Origin of the sequence: Microcella sp., assembly GCF_046296455.1 — a bacterium.
In the GTDB taxonomy this organism is placed as follows: domain Bacteria; phylum Actinomycetota; class Actinomycetes; order Actinomycetales; family Microbacteriaceae; genus Microcella.
Genome location: NZ_JBKBLF010000004.1, coordinates 118,052 through 132,299, shown reverse-complemented (window position 1 = coordinate 132,299; position 14,248 = coordinate 118,052). Strand labels below are relative to the sequence as shown.

Genomic DNA, 14,248 nt, shown 5'->3' with positions numbered 1-14,248 from the left:
GTCGCAGTGGTACTCACAGTGCACGCTCCCAGAAGCTCGGACCCACAGGTTCGGTGAAGTCGCTCTGCGCGACGAGGTAACCCTCTTCATCCACAGTGATCGGGAGCTGGGGGAGGGGACGGGCCGCCGGTCCGAAGATGACCTCGCAATGGTTCGCGACGTCGAACTGGGACTGGTGGCAGGGGCACAGCAGGTGGTGCGTCTGCTGCTCGTACAGCGCGACGGGGCATCCGACGTGCGTACAGATCTTGGAGTAGGCGACGATGCCGTCGTACGACCAGTCAGCCTTCGCCGGGTCTTCGTTGAGCTCGTCGACCGGCAGGCGCATGAGCAGCACGGCCGCTTTGGCCTTCTCTTCGAGCCGGTGCGACTCGAGCTCGGCAAGACCCTCGGGGATCACGTGGAAGGCCGAGCCGATCGTCACCTCGGAGGCCTTGATCGGCGTGCCGGAGGGGTCGCGCGCGAGGCGGGTGCCCGCCTCCCACATCGTGTGCTTGAGAAGCGCGACCGGGTCTTCGGCGGGCGCGAGGTCGCGGAAGAGGGCGATCGCCGGGATGGGCGTGGCGACGACCGCGCCGATCAGCGAGTTGCGCACGAGCGTGCGACGCGTGAAGCCCGACTCGGCGTTGGCCTCACGGAAGATCTCGACGGCGCGGTCGCGCGACTCGTCGCTGCCGCGCGTGGGGTGCCGCTGCTCGACGAGCTCGTGCCCGTGCATGAGGGCCTTCGACCAGTGCACGGCGCCGATGCCGACGCCCAGCAGTCCGAGCGTGATGCCGATGCCGAGGAACATGTTGTTCAGGCGGATCGTGCTCGGGTCAAGCTCGTCGATCGGGAACAGGATGTACGCCGCGACCGCGAGCACGCTACCGACGATCGAGAGGAAGAAGAGCGCGCTAATCGTGCGCTCGGCCTGCTTCTCTTTCTTCGGGTCGAGATCGGTGACCCGCAGCCGCTCGGGCGGGAACCCCGGGTTGGGGATGCGGTCGGTGCGCACTACCGCGACGGCGGGGGCCGGCGCGCTGTGATCCGCCTGCTGGGCGACAGCGTTGCCCGCGGTCTCGCCGCTCGGGGTGCCGTCGTGTGCCTCAGCCAATGGTCGTCCTTTCCTCGAGTGCTGTGCGGGCCTAGTTCGACTTCGCGGTGAGCCAGATGGTCACACCGACGAGAGCGCCGAGGCCGAAGATCCAGATGAAGAGGCCCTCCGAGACGGGACCGAGCGAACCGAGGTCCCAGCCGCCGACCGAGGGGTTCTCCTGCACGTAGAGCAGGTAGGTGATGATGTCGTTCTTCTCTTCGGGCGTGAGGTTGAGGTCGCTGAACACCGGCATGTTCTGCGGGCCCGTCACCATGGCGCCGTAGATGTGCACGGGGTCGACGCCCGCGAGACCCGGCGCCCACTTTCCCTCGGTGAGAGCGCCACCGGCGCCGGCCACGTTGTGGCACATGGCGCAGTTGATGCGGAACAGTTCGGCGCCGTTGGCGGCGTCGCCGTCGCCCGCGATGTAGCGGTCGGGCGGGACGGCCGGGCCGGGAGCGAGGTCGGCGACCCACGCGGCCATGGCATCGATCTGCTCCTGCGTGAACTGCACCGGCTTGACCTCGGCCTGCGGACCCGACGCGGCCATGGGCATGCGCCCGGTGCCGACCTGGAAGTCGACCGCGAGGGCGCCCGCGCCGATGAGCGTGGGGCCAGCGGCGGTGCCTTCGGCGTTGAGGCCGTGGCAGCTGGCGCAGTTCGCGGCGAAGAGCTTGCCGCCGTCGTCGATGAGCTGCGCGCTGGCGGCCGTGGTCTCGGCGGTGGCCGTGGTCGTCGCGAGCGCGTAGGCGCCGCCGGTGGCCAGCAGGCCGACGACGAGCAGCGCGGTGGTCGCGAGCGGGTGGCGGCGGCCGACGCGGCGGGCGGATGCAGGAGCGGTGGGTGCCATGGTGTGGAGCGTCTCGATTCTGCGGTTTATTGGAGGACGTAGATGACGAGGAAGAGGCCGATCCAGACCACGTCAACGAAGTGCCAGTAATAGGAGACCACGATGGCGCTCGTGGCATCCCGGTGCGTGAAGGTCTTCACGGCATATGCGCGGCCGATCACCAGCAGGAAGGCAATGAGGCCGCCGGTGACGTGCAGGCCGTGGAAGCCCGTCGTGAGGTAGAAGGCCGAGCCGAAGGCGTCGGAGTCGAGGGTGACGTACTCGCTCACGAGGATGGCGTATTCGTAGATCTGGCCGATGACGAAGACGGCACCCATCGCGTAGGTGAGGAAGAACCACTCGATCATGCCCCACTTCACGGGGCTCCAACCGGTTCGTCGCGCCTGAAGGCGTTCGGCGGCGAAGACCCCGAACTGACACGTGACGCTCGAGAGCACGAGGATGATCGTGTTGACGGTCGCGAGCGGGATGTTAAAGAGCTCGGTGCCCTGCTCCCACAGCTGAGGCGAGGTCGACCGCAGGGTGAAGTAGATGGCGAAGAGGCCAGCGAAGAACATCACCTCGCTTCCCAGCCAGACGATCGTGCCCACGGCGACGACGTTCGGTCGGTTGATCGTGGGCGCGCTGAGCGAGCTCGAAAGCGAGGTACTGGTCACCCCCTCATTATGACCGATGAAACTGGAGGTTCGAGCCGGACGACACCCCGGTTTCGGGCGAGAAAGTAGCATCGAGTCATGTCGACGACCCCCACGTGGCCCCGGATCCTGACCCGCATGCTCGAGGGCGACGATCTCTCGATCGCCGAAGCGTCGTGGGCGATGGAGCAGGTGGTCTCGGGCGAGGCGACCGAGGCCCAGTTGGGCGGGTTCCTCGTGGCCCTGCGCGCGAAGGGCGAGACGGTCGACGAGATCGTGGGGTTTCGGGATGCTGCGCTGCGGCACGCTCGCAGCATCGAGATCGACCCCATGGTGCTCGACATCGTCGGCACCGGGGGCGACCCGTACGGGGCCGTCGTGAACGTCTCGTCGATCGCATCCATCGTCGTGGCCGCGGCGGGCGTTCCTGTCGCCAAGCACGGCAACCGGGGCGCGAGCTCGGCCTCGGGAGCCTCGGACGTGCTCGGCGTGCTCGGCGTCAACATCGAGCTCGAGCCCGAGCGCGTCGCCGAGGTCTTCGGCGAGGTCGGGCTGACCTACCTCAACGCGGCGGTCTTCCACCCGGGGTTCCGCCACGCCGGCCCGCCGCGCCGCCAGCTCGGCATCTCGACTGTCTTCAACATCCTCGGCCCGCTGTGCAATCCCGCGCGGCCCGAGGCCTCAGCGGTCGGCGTGGCGAGCCTCGACCGCGTGCCGCTCATGGTCGGCGTGTTCCGCACCCGCGGAGCGACGGCGCTCGTCTACCGCGGCGACGACGGCATCGACAAGATCACGACAACGGGCCACAGCCACATCTGGGAGGTCTCGCGCGGTTTCGTGACCGAGCACGATCTCGACCCGCGCGAGCTGGGCATCCCGACCGCGGCGATCGACGACATCCTCGGCTCGACGCCCGAGCACAACGCGGGCCTCGCGCGGGCCGTGCTTGCGGGTGAGGCGGGGCCGGTGCGCGACATCGTGCTGCTCAACTCCGCTGCGGGCCTCGTGTCGTTCCGCCTCGCGCAGGATCCCGAGCAGCTGCGCCGCCCCCTGCTCGAGCGGCTCGCCGAGCAGCTCGAGGTCGCGGCGGCCGCGATCGACTCCGGGGCCGCGGCGGCGAAGCTCGAGGCCTGGGCGGCGGCCACGCAGCGCTAGGGGCGGCGCGGGGCGCTACGCCGACCGCGGCGCGCCGCTGGGCACCATGCCGGCGCCCTCGAGCACCTCGAACACCAGCTGCGTCTCGACGTGGCGCACGTGCGGGTGGGTCGTGAGGTGCTCGAGCACGAGCTCGCGCAGCGCGGCGGCCGACTCGACGGCGACATGCAGCAGGTAGTCGTCGGCCCCGGCAACGTGGAACGCCGTGAGCACGCTCGGCAGCGACCGCACGCGCTGCTCGAAGTCGCGGATCTGCTCGCGCCCGTGCGTGCCGAGCCGCACCGTGATGAGCGCCTGCAGGGTCAGCCCGAGCGCGGCCGGGTCGATCTCGGCGCCGAAGCCGCGGATCACTCCGCGGTCGCGCAGTGACCGCAACCGTTGCGTGCACGTCGACTCGGCGATGCCGACGCGGGCCGCGAGCGCTGCGTTCGTGAGGCGCCCGTTGCGCTCGAGCTCGGCGAGCATCGCGAGGTCGGTGTCGTCGAGGGATGCGGGGCGCGCGTTCTGCGATGAGGGCGAGTCGAGCATCCCGTCAGCATGAAGCACGCGCGCATATCGCGTCAATCCGCGCGGAACCTGCGGCAGTTCTGCCATGTGGCCGCAGAGAGCATCAGAATCGGGGCATGACGAGCACCGGTGCCTCACATCACGACGACGCCTTCGAGACCATCGCCGTGCGCGCGGGCCGCGACGACCTGACCGCGCTAGGGGTGCACGCGCTGCCGATCGACCTGTCGACGACGAACCCGCTGCCCGACATCGACGCCGGGGGAGCCTCGTACGAGGCGATCGCGACGGGCGGGCATCCGACCGAGGGCGGCAATGTCTACGCGCGGCTCTGGAACCCGACGGTCGCGCGATTCGAGGAGGCCCTCTCGACGCTCGAGGGCGCTGACGAAGCTGTGGCTTTCGCCTCGGGCATGGCGGCCTTCTCGGCGACGCTGCTAGCGGCGATGAATCGGGGGAGGGGCCGCCACGTCGTCGCCGTGCGCCCGCTCTACGGCGGCACCGACCACGTGCTGGCCTCGGGGCTGCTCGGCGCCGAGACGACGTTCTGCGCCCCCGACGAGGTCGGTGATGCCGTGCGCGCCGACACGTGCCTCGTCGTCATGGAGACGCCGTGCAACCCCACGCTAGAGCTCGTCGACATCGCCGCGGTCGTGGCGGCGGCGCGCGACGTGCCCGTCATGGTCGACAGCACCTTCGCGACGCCGGTGCTGCAGAACCCGCTGGCACACGGGGCGGCGCTCGTGCTGCACAGCGCCACGAAGTACCTCGGCGGCCACGGCGACGCCATGGGGGGAGTGGTCGCGACGAGCGCCGCGTGGGCGACGGCCATCCGGCCCGTGCGGGCGATCACGGGCGGGCTGCTGCACCCGCTCGGCGCCTACCTGCTGCACCGCGGGTTGCCGACGCTCGCGCTGCGCGTTCGGGCCCAGCAGGCGACGGCAGGGGAGTTGGCCGTGCTTCTGGCGCAGCACCCCGCCGTCGCGCGCGTGCACTACCCGGGCCTGCCCGGATCCGACCCGCGCGGGCTGCTCGGCACGCAGCTGCGCGGGCCCGGGGCGATGCTCGCGGTCGACTTCGCGGGGGGATACGCGGCCGCGCAGACGCTGACCGGAGCGCTGCGGCTCTTCACCCACGCAGTGTCGCTCGGGGGCGTCGATTCGCTGGTGCAGCATCCGGCGTCGCTCACGCACCGCCCGGTGGCGCCGGATGCCCGCCCCGGCGCTGGCATCGTGCGCCTGTCGATCGGCCTCGAGTCGGGGGTCGACCTGTGGCGCGACCTCCAGGCCGCGCTCGACGGGGTTCTCGACGGAGTTCTCGACGGGGCCGTTCTCGATCGGCCGCTCGCTCATGCGTCGGCGGGTCAGGCCTCGGCCACGTAGTACCAGCGCCCGCCCTCGCGCACGAAGCAGCTGCGCTCGCGCTGCGAGCCGCGTGAGTCGGGGGAGCGCCAGAAGGCCTCGAACTCGACCTCGCCACGGGTGTCCAGCGGCCCGCCGGCGGCGCGATCGAGGATGTCGAGGCGGTACCAGCGCAGCTCGGGGTCGAGCTCGAGCGTGGCGGGCCGGGTCGAGGGGTGCCACGACGACAGCAGATAGTCGCTGTCGCCGACCGCGAAGGCGCTGAACCGCGATCTCATGAGGGCCTCGGCCGTCGGGGCGACGCTCTCGCCGCGGTGCAGCGGCTCGCAGCACTCGAAATAGGGAAGGCCGCTCAGGCAGGGGCAGCGCATCGTCACGCGCTCGTGCGCAGAACTTTCTCCATCGCCCGGCCCTTGGCGAGCTCGTCGACGAGCTTGTCGAGGTAGCGCACCTGCTGCATGAGCGGCTCTTCGATCTCTTCGACGCGCACGCCGCAGATGACGCCCGTGATGAGCGAGGCGTTCGCGTTGAGGGTCGAGCGCTCGAAGAAGTCGGCGAACGTCGTCTGGTCGGCCACGTGCCGCGCGATCGCCGTCGGATCGAACCCGGTGAGCCAGGTGATGACCTCATCGAGCTCGGCCTTCGTGCGGCCCTTGCGCTCGACCTTGGTGACGTAGAGCGGGTACACCTGACCGAACGACATGCGCGCCACACGGTCGAGGGTCGCCGGTGCGGTAGCCATGATCAGTTTTCTATCAGTCGCAGCATCGTGCCGTCGAGGTCGATGAGGAAGGCGGCGCGGGCGCCCCACTCTTGTCGCTCGATGGGGGTCAACCGGGGGATGCCCGTGGTCGCGAGTGGAATGCCGGATTCGGCGAACGCTGCATGAAGCGCGTCGAGATCGTCGACCCGCAGATTCGCCTGGTGATCGCTCGTCGCGGGGCGGAGTCGAGCATGCGGGAAGAACTCGAGGGTCAGCTCGGCTCGGCTCATGATCAGCCAGCCGTCGTCCCGGTACTGCTCGACGAACCCGAGCCGAGCGTAGAACGCGGCTGTCGCATCGAGACTGCGTGACGGCAGCGTCGGCACGGCACGATCGGGCATGAGCCTAGCCAACGAAAAGAACGGGGTGTCGCGCACGATCACCGGTGCGCTACGGTCTGCCGCACGGCTGGCGAAAGGTGGACGTGATGAGATTCGTGATCAGCGTGATTGATGATGAAACCGGCTCAGGATCGGGCGACGAGATGGCGGCGATCGACGCGTTCAACGCGCGGCTGCAGGGCGCGGGCCAGCTGATCATGGCGGAGGGCCTGGCATCGCCCCGGGCATCCACCGTCGTCGACAACCGCGGGGGAGCGGGGCTCGTCACGCCCGGCCCACTGCACGACACCGAGCAGTACGTCTCGGGGTTCTGGATCGTCGAGGCGCCCGATCGGGATGCTGCGCTCGCGCTCGCCGCCGAGGGGTCGCACGCCTGCAACCGCGTGGTCGAGCTGCGGCCGTTCTTCGGGGGATGAGCCTCAGGGGGAGTCGGGTCCGGCTCGACGATACGAACTGCCATCGGAAGCACGATCGAGAAACCCCGCGTCGACGAGATAGCGCCGCACCGTCACAGGGTCGTCAGTGAGCACCTCGAGGCGCGCGGTGATTGTGCGCTCATCGACAAGCTCGACCGGGTCAGGCATGGTGCTGTCGATGAGGTAGTGAAGCACCAGCGCGCGGTCAACAGCGCCCGCGGGGTACTGCTCCAGCCGACCGTTGATGAAGAACCGCTCGATGCCCGTGAGGCGCTCGACCGGATCTGAGGCGAGCAACTCGGCGAAGCGCTCAACCCGCAACCTCAGCACATCACCCGAACTATCGAGCAGGCCCGCGTCGCTAAGCACGCGCACGACACGCTCGCGGCGCTTGAGGGGGAGCGAGGCAAGACACTCCGCGGCGTCGAGCTCGGCAGCCAGCAGCCCGAGCACACGCCGACTCTCCGGGTTGGCGAGCGCTGCGATCACGCCTCGCCAGGCGTTGGGGTCACTGCTCTTCAGCATGCCTAGAACTTATCGACGGAGGGTGCCCGGGCCAACGTGATTCACGACGACCAGTCCGAACATCCGTCGCTTCATTCGCCCTTAGCGGACGGGCGAACGCATGCGGTAGCCGGCGGTTGCCACCTGTATTGCGAGGTCCTCGGGAACAACGTCGGCACGCTCTGCATTAGGGGGTCGCATCCGTAAGTGGTCGTCAACCGGCTTCATCTGCAGCGTCGGCGATATCCACGGCAGCGGTCTGCGCAGCAAACCGCGGCGGGGTAGCGACCGAGAAAGTGCGTCCCGGTCGGCTGGCTCTGTCGAGAGCTCAATGAATGCGGCGTCCCCCCGGCGAGATACTCCGGGGCCGTTCAGGTCTATGAGCGGTGAGTACTGAGGGCCGAGGTAAGCCCACCAGACGGGATGCGGGGGTAGCCCCATCCACCCTTCTCGCCAAAACGAGCTGTAGGCGCTCTCGGCCTCAAGCCCGTGCCAGATCTGTCGCCCAGACCACGTCAGGTTGCGGATCACTTGAGCCGAAGCGAAGAAGCAGTCGAGCTGCCCCGAAAGCTCTAAGAACAGCGCTCGCACTCCGTCGCGCCAGGCCGGATCGTCGAGATTTTGCGCGAGGATGCTGAGGCTGACCCGCGTACCGTGGCGATCATCCACCATGATCGAGCCGTCCAGCACGGGCTGCGCGCCCTTGAAGTACAGACTCTCACCGCGCTCGGCTTCCACAACAAAGCGGTCCGGGCCGTCGCGGTCAAGTCGAAAACTCAGAGGTTCATACGATCCGAACCGCCGCGGCGCGGCTTCGGGTAGGTAGCGGCGTGTGGCGTCAAGATAGGCCGCGGCAACGCCTTCGCGTCGAGGCGCGTACCAATCGATCTCGACGAGGTTCACCAATCCAGCGGGTGTCGACGGCGTGGAACGACGTGCCGCTTTGGGGTCTACGGCTTCCGTCTGCGGATCCCAACTCACCCCGTCCAAAGAACGAACAATGTGACGGACAAGCTTGCGGGTGCGCGCGATCGATGTGGGATTGCTGCCCTCGACGAGAACATCGACCTGAAACGAGAAGCTGACCGAGCGGCTCACGATCGCGTCGGGAAGATCTTCCTCTTCCACTCGCACCGGCTCCCCGACGGAACAGCAGTAGGTGCCCTTCCCACGGCGCACCGTGACCCCCGCAGCCTCGAGTTCGATCGTCAGGTCCGCCTCGGCAGCGATGAGCTGGGGGAGACGGTCGCTCGGATCACTCTCGAAGAAGATCGTCATGTCGTAGGACATGAGAATGATTCTGGCACATTCACGCCGAACCAATGTGTAGCGCGACACCGGTCCGCCTTCATTGACGGAAGACTCGGTCTAGGAGGGGCGGGGGATGCCCAAGGCGCCGCCATCCGGGACGCTCAGGGCGAGCATCCGCCGCCCATAATCACTCGACCTGACATAATGTGGATTATCGGACAAAACTCGAGTCAGGGGGCGGCGGGCACGGCGCCCGCTCCGCCGTCGCGGTAGCGCCGCACGGCCGGGCGGCCCCACGCGAACCACGCGATCGCGCCCAGCGGGCCGCCGGCGACCGCGACGACGACCCAGATCATGAGCGTCGTGTCGGTCATCCACCAGCGATGCGCGTAGATCGACACCGGTGCGAGCACGATGACGACGAACGCGATGACGATGGCCGGGCCGAGTGCCGTCTCGAAGAACCCCGGACCGACGAACTCGGTGAGCCACGGAATGCCGCTGCCGGGCTCGAGTGACGTCATGCGAGCATCCCACCGCCGAATGCTGGGAGCTCGCCGTGACCGGGCCGAACGGATTTCTTCGTAAACGTGAAATGTGGTTCACTTGTTCACGGAGGGGAGTATCCCCGACCCGCGTTGCGTCGTCACTCCGATCCGTCCGCACGGATCCGGCGCCACGGGCCGACCTCAGACCTACTCGGCCGGGAAAGACCTCCTGAATCGCCTCACCGACTATTCAGGAGTCTCTTCATGGACGTGCCCCTCTGGCTCTGGTTCGCCGTGCTCGGCGTGATCGTCGCCATGCTCGCGATCGACCTTTTCGCCCACCGCAAGGCCCATGTGATCGGCGTGCGCGAGGCCGCCGTGTGGTCGATCATCTGGGTGAGCCTCGGCGTCGCCTTCGGCGGCTACATCTGGTGGGAGTACGGGGCCGAGCTCGGCCAGCAGTACTACGCCGGCTACCTCATCGAGAAGTCGCTCGCGGTCGACAACGTCTTCGTGTGGGCGATCATCTTCGCGTTCTTCGGCGTGCCGCGCGAGCTGCAGCACCGCGTGCTCTTTCTCGGGGTGATCGGCGCGCTCGTCTTTCGGGCGATCTTCATCGCCCTCGGCGCTGTGCTGATCGACCAGTTCTCGTGGATCCTCTACGTGTTCGCCGCGTTCCTGCTGTACACGGGCTACGTCATGATCAGGAAGCGCAACGAGCACATGGATGTCGAGAACTCGCGCATCCTGAAGCTCTTCCGACGGTTCGTGCCCATGACCGACGCCTACCACGGGCAGAAGTTCCTCATCCGCAGGGCGGGCGTCATCGTCGCGACTCCCCTGCTGGCCGTGCTCGTGCTCGTCGAGGTGACTGACATCATCTTCGCCGTCGACTCGATCCCCGCGATCTTCGGCGTGACGAGCGAGCCGTTCATCGTGTTCACGGCGAACGCCTTCGCGATCCTGGGGCTGCGGGCCATGTACTTCTTGCTCGCCGATCTCATGCACCGGTTCATCTACCTGAAACTCGGCCTGGCCTTCGTGCTCATCTGGGTCGGCATCAAGATGCTGCTGCTCGACGTCTACAAGATCCCCACGAGCGTCTCGCTCGGCGTCGTGGCGCTCATCATCACGGTCTCGATCGTCACGAGCTTGCGCGCTACGCGCGGCGAAGGGCGCCACGCGGTCGAGGTCGAGAACGCTCCCCCGTTCCGCATCGCCACCGAGGCCGAGCTGGCCGAGGCCGAGCCGGTCTGGCGGCGACCGTCGCGTCGCGCGGCGGAATCATCGTCTCCCGTGCAGGGCGACGAGCCCTCCGATCAGGATGCTGCGACCGAGCGCAGCAGCCGCGGAAGGTCGTAGGGCTCGAAGGGCTGGCCGGTGGCGAGCAGCTCGGCGGCGGTGAACCACCCGTGCGCCGTCACGTCGATGTGCTCGTCATCGGTCCAGTTCGTCGACACCGGCTCGAAGCGCTCGCACCGCACGACGTAGTACTCGGCGTGCCCGCGATCGTGATCCGCGTCGTCCCACGCCACGTCGAAGTCGAGGCTCCACACGGGCTCCCCCACGCCGTCGACGACGAGTCCGGTCTCTTCGAACAGCTCGCGGATCGCCGCCTGCTCGTGCGACTCCCCCGGGTCCACTCCCCCGCCCGGGGTGATCCAGCGGGCCCAGCGACTCGAATCGGGCGCGGCGGTGAAGAACAGCAGTGCGGCGCCCTCCGAATCCATGAGAATGATTCGGGATGACCGCCGCAGGCCCCGCATCGGGGCCACAGCCCTACTCCCCCGCGGTGTCGGCGCTGAACGCGGTGAAGTAGCTCACATCGCCCACGAGGCGCGTGTTGTCAGCCGGCACCGGGTCGACCGCCGCCTGCGCCACCTCGGCGGCGAACTCGCTCACGTTGTAGAGCTTGCCGGCCGCCTCTTTGCGCGCATCGATGGCGCCGGGCGCCGCGCGCTCGAGCAGCGTCGCGGTGATCGTGCCCTCGATCATGTCGCCCGAGACGACCGTGAAGCCGATGCCCTTGGCCTCGAGCGTCGGAATGAGGGCGCGCAAGGCATTCTCGCCCGCGCGCTTCGACTTCGCGACCGCCTCGTACTCGGGCATCGTCGGCACGGTGTCGATGAAGTGCGCCTGGTGGCTCGTGACGAACACCACGCGGCCACCCGGGCCCATGAGCTCGGCGCCCTGCGTCAGAACGTTGACCTGTGCGTCCCGATTGAGCTTCAGGGCGTAGTCGTCGCCCATGCCCGACTCCATGCCCCCGGAGGCGTTGAGCACGAGGATCTCGATGCTGCCGAAGCGCTCGCGCACGGCATCCATCATCGAGGCGACCGAGGCCGCGTCGGTGAGGTCGGCGCCGATCGCGATTGCCTGGCCGCCCGCCGCCTCGATCTCGGCGACGAGCTTCTCAGCGCGCGGTGCCTTGGCGCGGTAGTTGATCACGACGTTCGCGCCCGCGGCGGCGAAGTACTTGACAGTGTCGGCGCCGATGCCGCGCGACGATCCGGTGACGAGGGCGGTCTTGCCGGCCAGCGAGCCGGGCTGCAGAGGGGTGTTCACGGTTCTCGACCCTATCGCCCGCGCGGGCCGGATGGGCCGTCAGGCGCCGGTGATAGCGTGAGGCAACCACAGCGATGATGAGAGGTGCCGGCCATGGTCGATCTGACGCAGTACCTCTGGATCATCTGGCTCGTGTTCGTGGTCGTGTGCGTGATCATCGAAGTGCTCACGCTCGAGTTCACCTTCATGATGGTCGCAGCGGGCTCGCTCATCGGCGGCCTCGGCACGAACCTGCTGGGGGCCGAGTGGTGGGTGCAGATCCTCGCCGCGGCGGTCATCGCCGGGCTGCTGCTCTTCACGATCAGGCCCCTGCTGCTGCGAGCACTCGATAGCGGCACCGAACCGGCGCGCACGAACGTCGACGCCCTCACCGGCATGGCGGCGCGCGTCACGGCGGCCTTCGCCGACGGCGCGGGCTTCGTCAAGCTCGCCAACGGCGAGACCTGGACGGCGCGGCTCGCGCCGCAGCACGAGACCCTGACCCTCGCCGAGGGCGACCGCGTGGTCGTCACGCGCATCGACGGAGCGACCGCCGAGGTCGCCCCTGCAGAACGGAGCGAACAAGCATGATCTCGACCGCCGCCTTCCTCGGCCAGATCTTCGTGACGGTGCTCGTCGTCGTCGTCGCGATCTTCGTGGTCGTCGTCCTGATCCGATCGATCCGCATCGTGCCGCAGGCCTACGCGGGCGTCGTCGAACGGCTCGGGCGCTACCGCAAGACCCTGCAGCCGGGCCTCAACATCCTCGTGCCCTTCATCGACCGCATGCGGCCCCTCGTCGACATGCGCGAGCAGGTCGTCTCGTTCCCGCCGCAGCCGGTCATCACCGAAGACAACCTCGTCGTCTCGATCGACACCGTCATCTACTTCCAAGTGACGGATGCGCGCGCGGCGACGTATGAGATCGCCAACTATCTCGCCGGCGTCGAGCAGTTGACCGTCACGACGCTGCGCAACGTCGTCGGTGGCCTCAACCTCGAAGAGGCGCTGACGAGCCGCGACAACATCAACGGCCAGCTGCGCGTCGTGCTCGATGAGGCGACGGGCAAGTGGGGGCTTCGCGTCAACCGTGTCGAGCTCAAGGCCATCGACCCGCCCGTGAGCATCCAGGACTCGATGGAGAAGCAGATGCGCGCCGAGCGCGACCGCCGCGCCGTCATCCTGACCGCGGAGGGCACGAAGCAGTCCCAGATCCTCGAGGCGGAGGGTGCGCGGCAGTCGGCCATCCTCAAGGCCGAGGGTGAGGCGCAGGCCCAGATCCTCAAGGCCGAGGCCGAGGCCAAGGCGATCCTCACGGTCTTCGAGGCCATCCACCAGGGCGACCCCGACAGCAAGCTGCTCGCGTACCAGTACCTGCAGACCCTGCCCAAGCTCGCCGAGGGCGAAGCGAACAAGCTCTGGATCGTGCCGAGCGAGCTGACCGAGGCCCTCAAGGGAATCAGCCAGGGCTTCTTCGGCGGCACGGCGGGGTCGCCGCCCGCCCGCGCACCCAAGGCGTGATGGCCGGCCGGCTCGCGGGCCTGCAGTACTTCGAGTCGACCACGCCGCGTGTGCTCGCGCACCGTGGCCTCGCACTCGAGGCCCCTGAGAACACGCTGCTGGCATTCGCGCACGCCCTCGCCATCGGCGTGACCCACATCGAGACCGATGTGCACGCGAGTGCCGACGGTGTCGCGGTGATCGCTCACGACACCGACCTCTCGCGCGTCGCGCGACGGCCCGACCCGGTCGGCGCGCTCACGGTCGCCGAGCTCGCCGCCCTCGACCTGGGTGAGGGCCAGCATCTGCCCACCCTCGCCGAGGCGCTCGACGCGTTTCCTGACGCGCGATTCAACATCGACCTCAAGAGCGCCGCGGCGATCGAGCCGACGGTTGACGCGATCCGCGCGGCGCGGGCCGAGCACCGCGTGCTGCTGACCTCGTTCAGCGAGCGCCGGCGTCGAGCCGCGCTCGCGCTGCTGCCCGATGTCGCGACGAGCGCGTCGGGTCCGCGATTCGCCGCGGCGCTGCTCGCGAGCGTCGTGCGCGGCGGCCCGCTCGTGCGCGCAGCGCTGCGCGGGCTGCACGCCGTGCAGATTCCGACCCGCGCGATCGGGCTCGACACGGTCACCTCCGCGCGCATCCGGGCCTTTCACGACGCCGGTGTCGAGGTGCACGTCTGGACGATCAACGAGGCATCGGAGATGGCCCGGCTGCTCTCGCTCGGCGTCGACGGCATCGTCACCGACCGCGCGGATCGCGCGCTCGAGGTCGTCGCAACGCTGGAGTGACGCTGGCAAAGTTCTGGGAAGCGCCCTCGCCGGCCGTTCAGGTCGAGTGAACGGGTCTATACCTA

19 protein-coding genes are annotated in these 14,248 nt (G+C 68.5%); 7 read left to right on the top strand and 12 right to left on the bottom strand.

Translation table 11 applies throughout. The features are described 5' to 3' along the window. Positions 1-13: 13 nt before the first annotated feature. Genes ACK4HH_RS03745 through ACK4HH_RS03735 form a run of 3 tightly spaced genes read right to left on the bottom strand, consistent with a single transcriptional unit; the run spans position 14 to position 2,584 of the window. Complete coding sequence (locus ACK4HH_RS03745; protein WP_409648405.1) at positions 14-1,096, bottom strand: Rieske 2Fe-2S domain-containing protein; 1,083 nt, start codon at positions 1,094-1,096, stop codon at positions 14-16. Between the two features lie 31 nt (positions 1,097-1,127). Beyond that, a complete protein-coding gene (locus ACK4HH_RS03740; protein ID WP_409648403.1) occupies positions 1,128-1,928 on the bottom strand; it encodes a c-type cytochrome in 801 nt (266 codons plus the stop codon). 26 nt (positions 1,929-1,954) lie between these two features. Continuing rightward, entirely contained in the window at positions 1,955-2,584 is a 630-nt protein-coding gene (locus ACK4HH_RS03735; RefSeq protein ID WP_255159373.1) for a heme-copper oxidase subunit III, read from the bottom strand. A gap of 78 nt (positions 2,585-2,662) precedes the next feature. Between ACK4HH_RS03735 and trpD the strand changes: the two genes are divergently transcribed. Next, the gene (gene trpD, locus ACK4HH_RS03730; RefSeq protein WP_409648401.1) at positions 2,663-3,718 is read left to right on the top strand and encodes an anthranilate phosphoribosyltransferase; all 1,056 of its coding nucleotides are present in this window, start codon (positions 2,663-2,665) and stop codon (positions 3,716-3,718) included. Positions 3,719-3,733: 15 nt separating this feature from the next. Here trpD and ACK4HH_RS03725 read toward each other — a convergent pair whose 3' ends face one another. After that, a complete protein-coding gene (locus tag ACK4HH_RS03725) occupies positions 3,734-4,246 on the bottom strand; it encodes an Lrp/AsnC family transcriptional regulator (RefSeq protein ID WP_409648399.1) in 513 nt (170 codons plus the stop codon). 95 nt (positions 4,247-4,341) lie between these two features. On the opposite strand from ACK4HH_RS03725, the gene ACK4HH_RS03720 reads away from it, so the two are divergent. Beyond that, positions 4,342-5,607 carry a trans-sulfuration enzyme family protein gene (locus tag ACK4HH_RS03720; protein ID WP_409648397.1) on the top strand — a complete coding sequence of 422 codons (1,266 nt, stop codon included), beginning with the start codon at positions 4,342-4,344 and terminating at the stop codon, positions 5,605-5,607. Here the strand turns inward: ACK4HH_RS03720 and ACK4HH_RS03715 are convergent. The 3 genes from ACK4HH_RS03715 to ACK4HH_RS03705 are packed head-to-tail and all read right to left on the bottom strand — an operon-like array spanning position 5,589 to position 6,690. Continuing rightward, positions 5,589-5,957, bottom strand: coding sequence for a YchJ family protein (locus ACK4HH_RS03715; RefSeq protein ID WP_409648445.1), 369 nt, complete (start codon positions 5,955-5,957; stop codon positions 5,589-5,591). The genes ACK4HH_RS03720 and ACK4HH_RS03715 overlap by 19 nt on opposite strands. 2 nt (positions 5,958-5,959) lie before the next feature. Continuing rightward, positions 5,960-6,328, bottom strand: a complete 369-nt coding sequence (locus ACK4HH_RS03710; RefSeq protein ID WP_409648395.1) for a DUF2200 domain-containing protein — start codon at positions 6,326-6,328, stop codon at positions 5,960-5,962. Positions 6,329-6,330: 2 nt separating this feature from the next. Beyond that, positions 6,331-6,690, bottom strand: a complete 360-nt coding sequence (locus ACK4HH_RS03705; protein WP_409648393.1) for a bleomycin resistance protein — start codon at positions 6,688-6,690, stop codon at positions 6,331-6,333. 86 nt (positions 6,691-6,776) lie between these two features. On the opposite strand from ACK4HH_RS03705, the gene ACK4HH_RS03700 reads away from it, so the two are divergent. Further along, positions 6,777-7,106: a YciI family protein gene (locus ACK4HH_RS03700; protein WP_409648391.1), complete on the top strand. Its 330-nt coding sequence runs from the start codon at positions 6,777-6,779 to the stop codon at positions 7,104-7,106. 3 nt (positions 7,107-7,109) lie between these two features. Here ACK4HH_RS03700 and ACK4HH_RS03695 read toward each other — a convergent pair whose 3' ends face one another. The 3 genes from ACK4HH_RS03695 to ACK4HH_RS03685 all read right to left on the bottom strand — a co-directional run bounded on the left by ACK4HH_RS03695 (position 7,110) and on the right by ACK4HH_RS03685 (position 9,385). Then, a complete protein-coding gene (locus tag ACK4HH_RS03695) occupies positions 7,110-7,631 on the bottom strand; it encodes a DUF2087 domain-containing protein (protein WP_409648389.1) in 522 nt (173 codons plus the stop codon). A gap of 81 nt (positions 7,632-7,712) precedes the next feature. Next, the gene (locus ACK4HH_RS03690; RefSeq protein ID WP_409648387.1) at positions 7,713-8,900 is read right to left on the bottom strand and encodes a hypothetical protein; all 1,188 of its coding nucleotides are present in this window, start codon (positions 8,898-8,900) and stop codon (positions 7,713-7,715) included. 191 nt (positions 8,901-9,091) lie between these two features. Next, complete coding sequence (locus ACK4HH_RS03685) at positions 9,092-9,385, bottom strand: hypothetical protein (protein WP_409648385.1); 294 nt, start codon at positions 9,383-9,385, stop codon at positions 9,092-9,094. 228 nt (positions 9,386-9,613) lie between these two features. Between ACK4HH_RS03685 and ACK4HH_RS03680 the strand changes: the two genes are divergently transcribed. Beyond that, positions 9,614-10,711 carry a TerC family protein gene (locus ACK4HH_RS03680; protein ID WP_409648383.1) on the top strand — a complete coding sequence of 366 codons (1,098 nt, stop codon included), beginning with the start codon at positions 9,614-9,616 and terminating at the stop codon, positions 10,709-10,711. Here ACK4HH_RS03680 and ACK4HH_RS03675 read toward each other — a convergent pair. Both ACK4HH_RS03675 and ACK4HH_RS03670 read right to left on the bottom strand, forming a co-directional pair. After that, complete coding sequence (locus ACK4HH_RS03675; RefSeq protein WP_409648443.1) at positions 10,669-11,115, bottom strand: NUDIX hydrolase; 447 nt, start codon at positions 11,113-11,115, stop codon at positions 10,669-10,671. The genes ACK4HH_RS03680 and ACK4HH_RS03675 overlap by 43 nt on opposite strands. 13 nt (positions 11,116-11,128) lie before the next feature. Continuing rightward, entirely contained in the window at positions 11,129-11,914 is a 786-nt protein-coding gene (locus ACK4HH_RS03670; RefSeq protein WP_409648381.1) for an SDR family oxidoreductase, read from the bottom strand. Positions 11,915-12,007: 93 nt separating this feature from the next. Here ACK4HH_RS03670 and ACK4HH_RS03665 point away from each other — a divergent pair, with 93 nt between their 5' ends. From ACK4HH_RS03665 to ACK4HH_RS03655, 3 genes are read left to right on the top strand one after another with little or no spacing between them, the layout of a single operon-like run. Continuing rightward, positions 12,008-12,484, top strand: coding sequence for an NfeD family protein (locus ACK4HH_RS03665; protein ID WP_409648379.1), 477 nt, complete (start codon positions 12,008-12,010; stop codon positions 12,482-12,484). Next, positions 12,481-13,413, top strand: coding sequence for an SPFH domain-containing protein (locus tag ACK4HH_RS03660; protein WP_409648377.1), 933 nt, complete (start codon positions 12,481-12,483; stop codon positions 13,411-13,413). Before ACK4HH_RS03665 ends, ACK4HH_RS03660 begins: the two co-directional genes overlap by 4 nt. Continuing rightward, entirely contained in the window at positions 13,413-14,183 is a 771-nt protein-coding gene (locus tag ACK4HH_RS03655; protein ID WP_409648375.1) for a glycerophosphodiester phosphodiesterase, read from the top strand. Before ACK4HH_RS03660 ends, ACK4HH_RS03655 begins: the two co-directional genes overlap by 1 nt. Positions 14,184-14,248 lie beyond the last annotated feature (65 nt).

Bases quoted from the DNA above. Each gene is read 5' to 3' on its own strand.
- ACK4HH_RS03740 (WP_409648403.1), bottom strand. From the start codon at position 1,928: ATGGCACCCACCGCTCCTGCATCCGCCCGCCGCGTCGGCCGCCGCCAC.
- trpD (WP_409648401.1), top strand. From the start codon at position 2,663: ATGTCGACGACCCCCACGTGGCCCCGGATCCTGACCCGCATGCTCGAG.
- ACK4HH_RS03725 (WP_409648399.1), bottom strand. From the start codon at position 4,246: ATGCTCGACTCGCCCTCATCGCAGAACGCGCGCCCCGCATCCCTCGAC.
- ACK4HH_RS03720 (WP_409648397.1), top strand. From the start codon at position 4,342: ATGACGAGCACCGGTGCCTCACATCACGACGACGCCTTCGAGACCATC.
- ACK4HH_RS03715 (WP_409648445.1), bottom strand. From the start codon at position 5,957: ATGCGCTGCCCCTGCCTGAGCGGCCTTCCCTATTTCGAGTGCTGCGAG.
- ACK4HH_RS03710 (WP_409648395.1), bottom strand. From the start codon at position 6,328: ATGGCTACCGCACCGGCGACCCTCGACCGTGTGGCGCGCATGTCGTTC.
- ACK4HH_RS03705 (WP_409648393.1), bottom strand. From the start codon at position 6,690: ATGCCCGATCGTGCCGTGCCGACGCTGCCGTCACGCAGTCTCGATGCG.
- ACK4HH_RS03700 (WP_409648391.1), top strand. From the start codon at position 6,777: ATGAGATTCGTGATCAGCGTGATTGATGATGAAACCGGCTCAGGATCG.
- ACK4HH_RS03695 (WP_409648389.1), bottom strand. From the start codon at position 7,631: ATGCTGAAGAGCAGTGACCCCAACGCCTGGCGAGGCGTGATCGCAGCG.
- ACK4HH_RS03690 (WP_409648387.1), bottom strand. From the start codon at position 8,900: ATGTCCTACGACATGACGATCTTCTTCGAGAGTGATCCGAGCGACCGT.
- ACK4HH_RS03685 (WP_409648385.1), bottom strand. From the start codon at position 9,385: ATGACGTCACTCGAGCCCGGCAGCGGCATTCCGTGGCTCACCGAGTTC.
- ACK4HH_RS03680 (WP_409648383.1), top strand. From the start codon at position 9,614: ATGGACGTGCCCCTCTGGCTCTGGTTCGCCGTGCTCGGCGTGATCGTC.
- ACK4HH_RS03675 (WP_409648443.1), bottom strand. From the start codon at position 11,115: ATGCGGGGCCTGCGGCGGTCATCCCGAATCATTCTCATGGATTCGGAG.
- ACK4HH_RS03665 (WP_409648379.1), top strand. From the start codon at position 12,008: ATGGTCGATCTGACGCAGTACCTCTGGATCATCTGGCTCGTGTTCGTG.
- ACK4HH_RS03660 (WP_409648377.1), top strand. From the start codon at position 12,481: ATGATCTCGACCGCCGCCTTCCTCGGCCAGATCTTCGTGACGGTGCTC.
- ACK4HH_RS03655 (WP_409648375.1), top strand. From the start codon at position 13,413: ATGGCCGGCCGGCTCGCGGGCCTGCAGTACTTCGAGTCGACCACGCCG.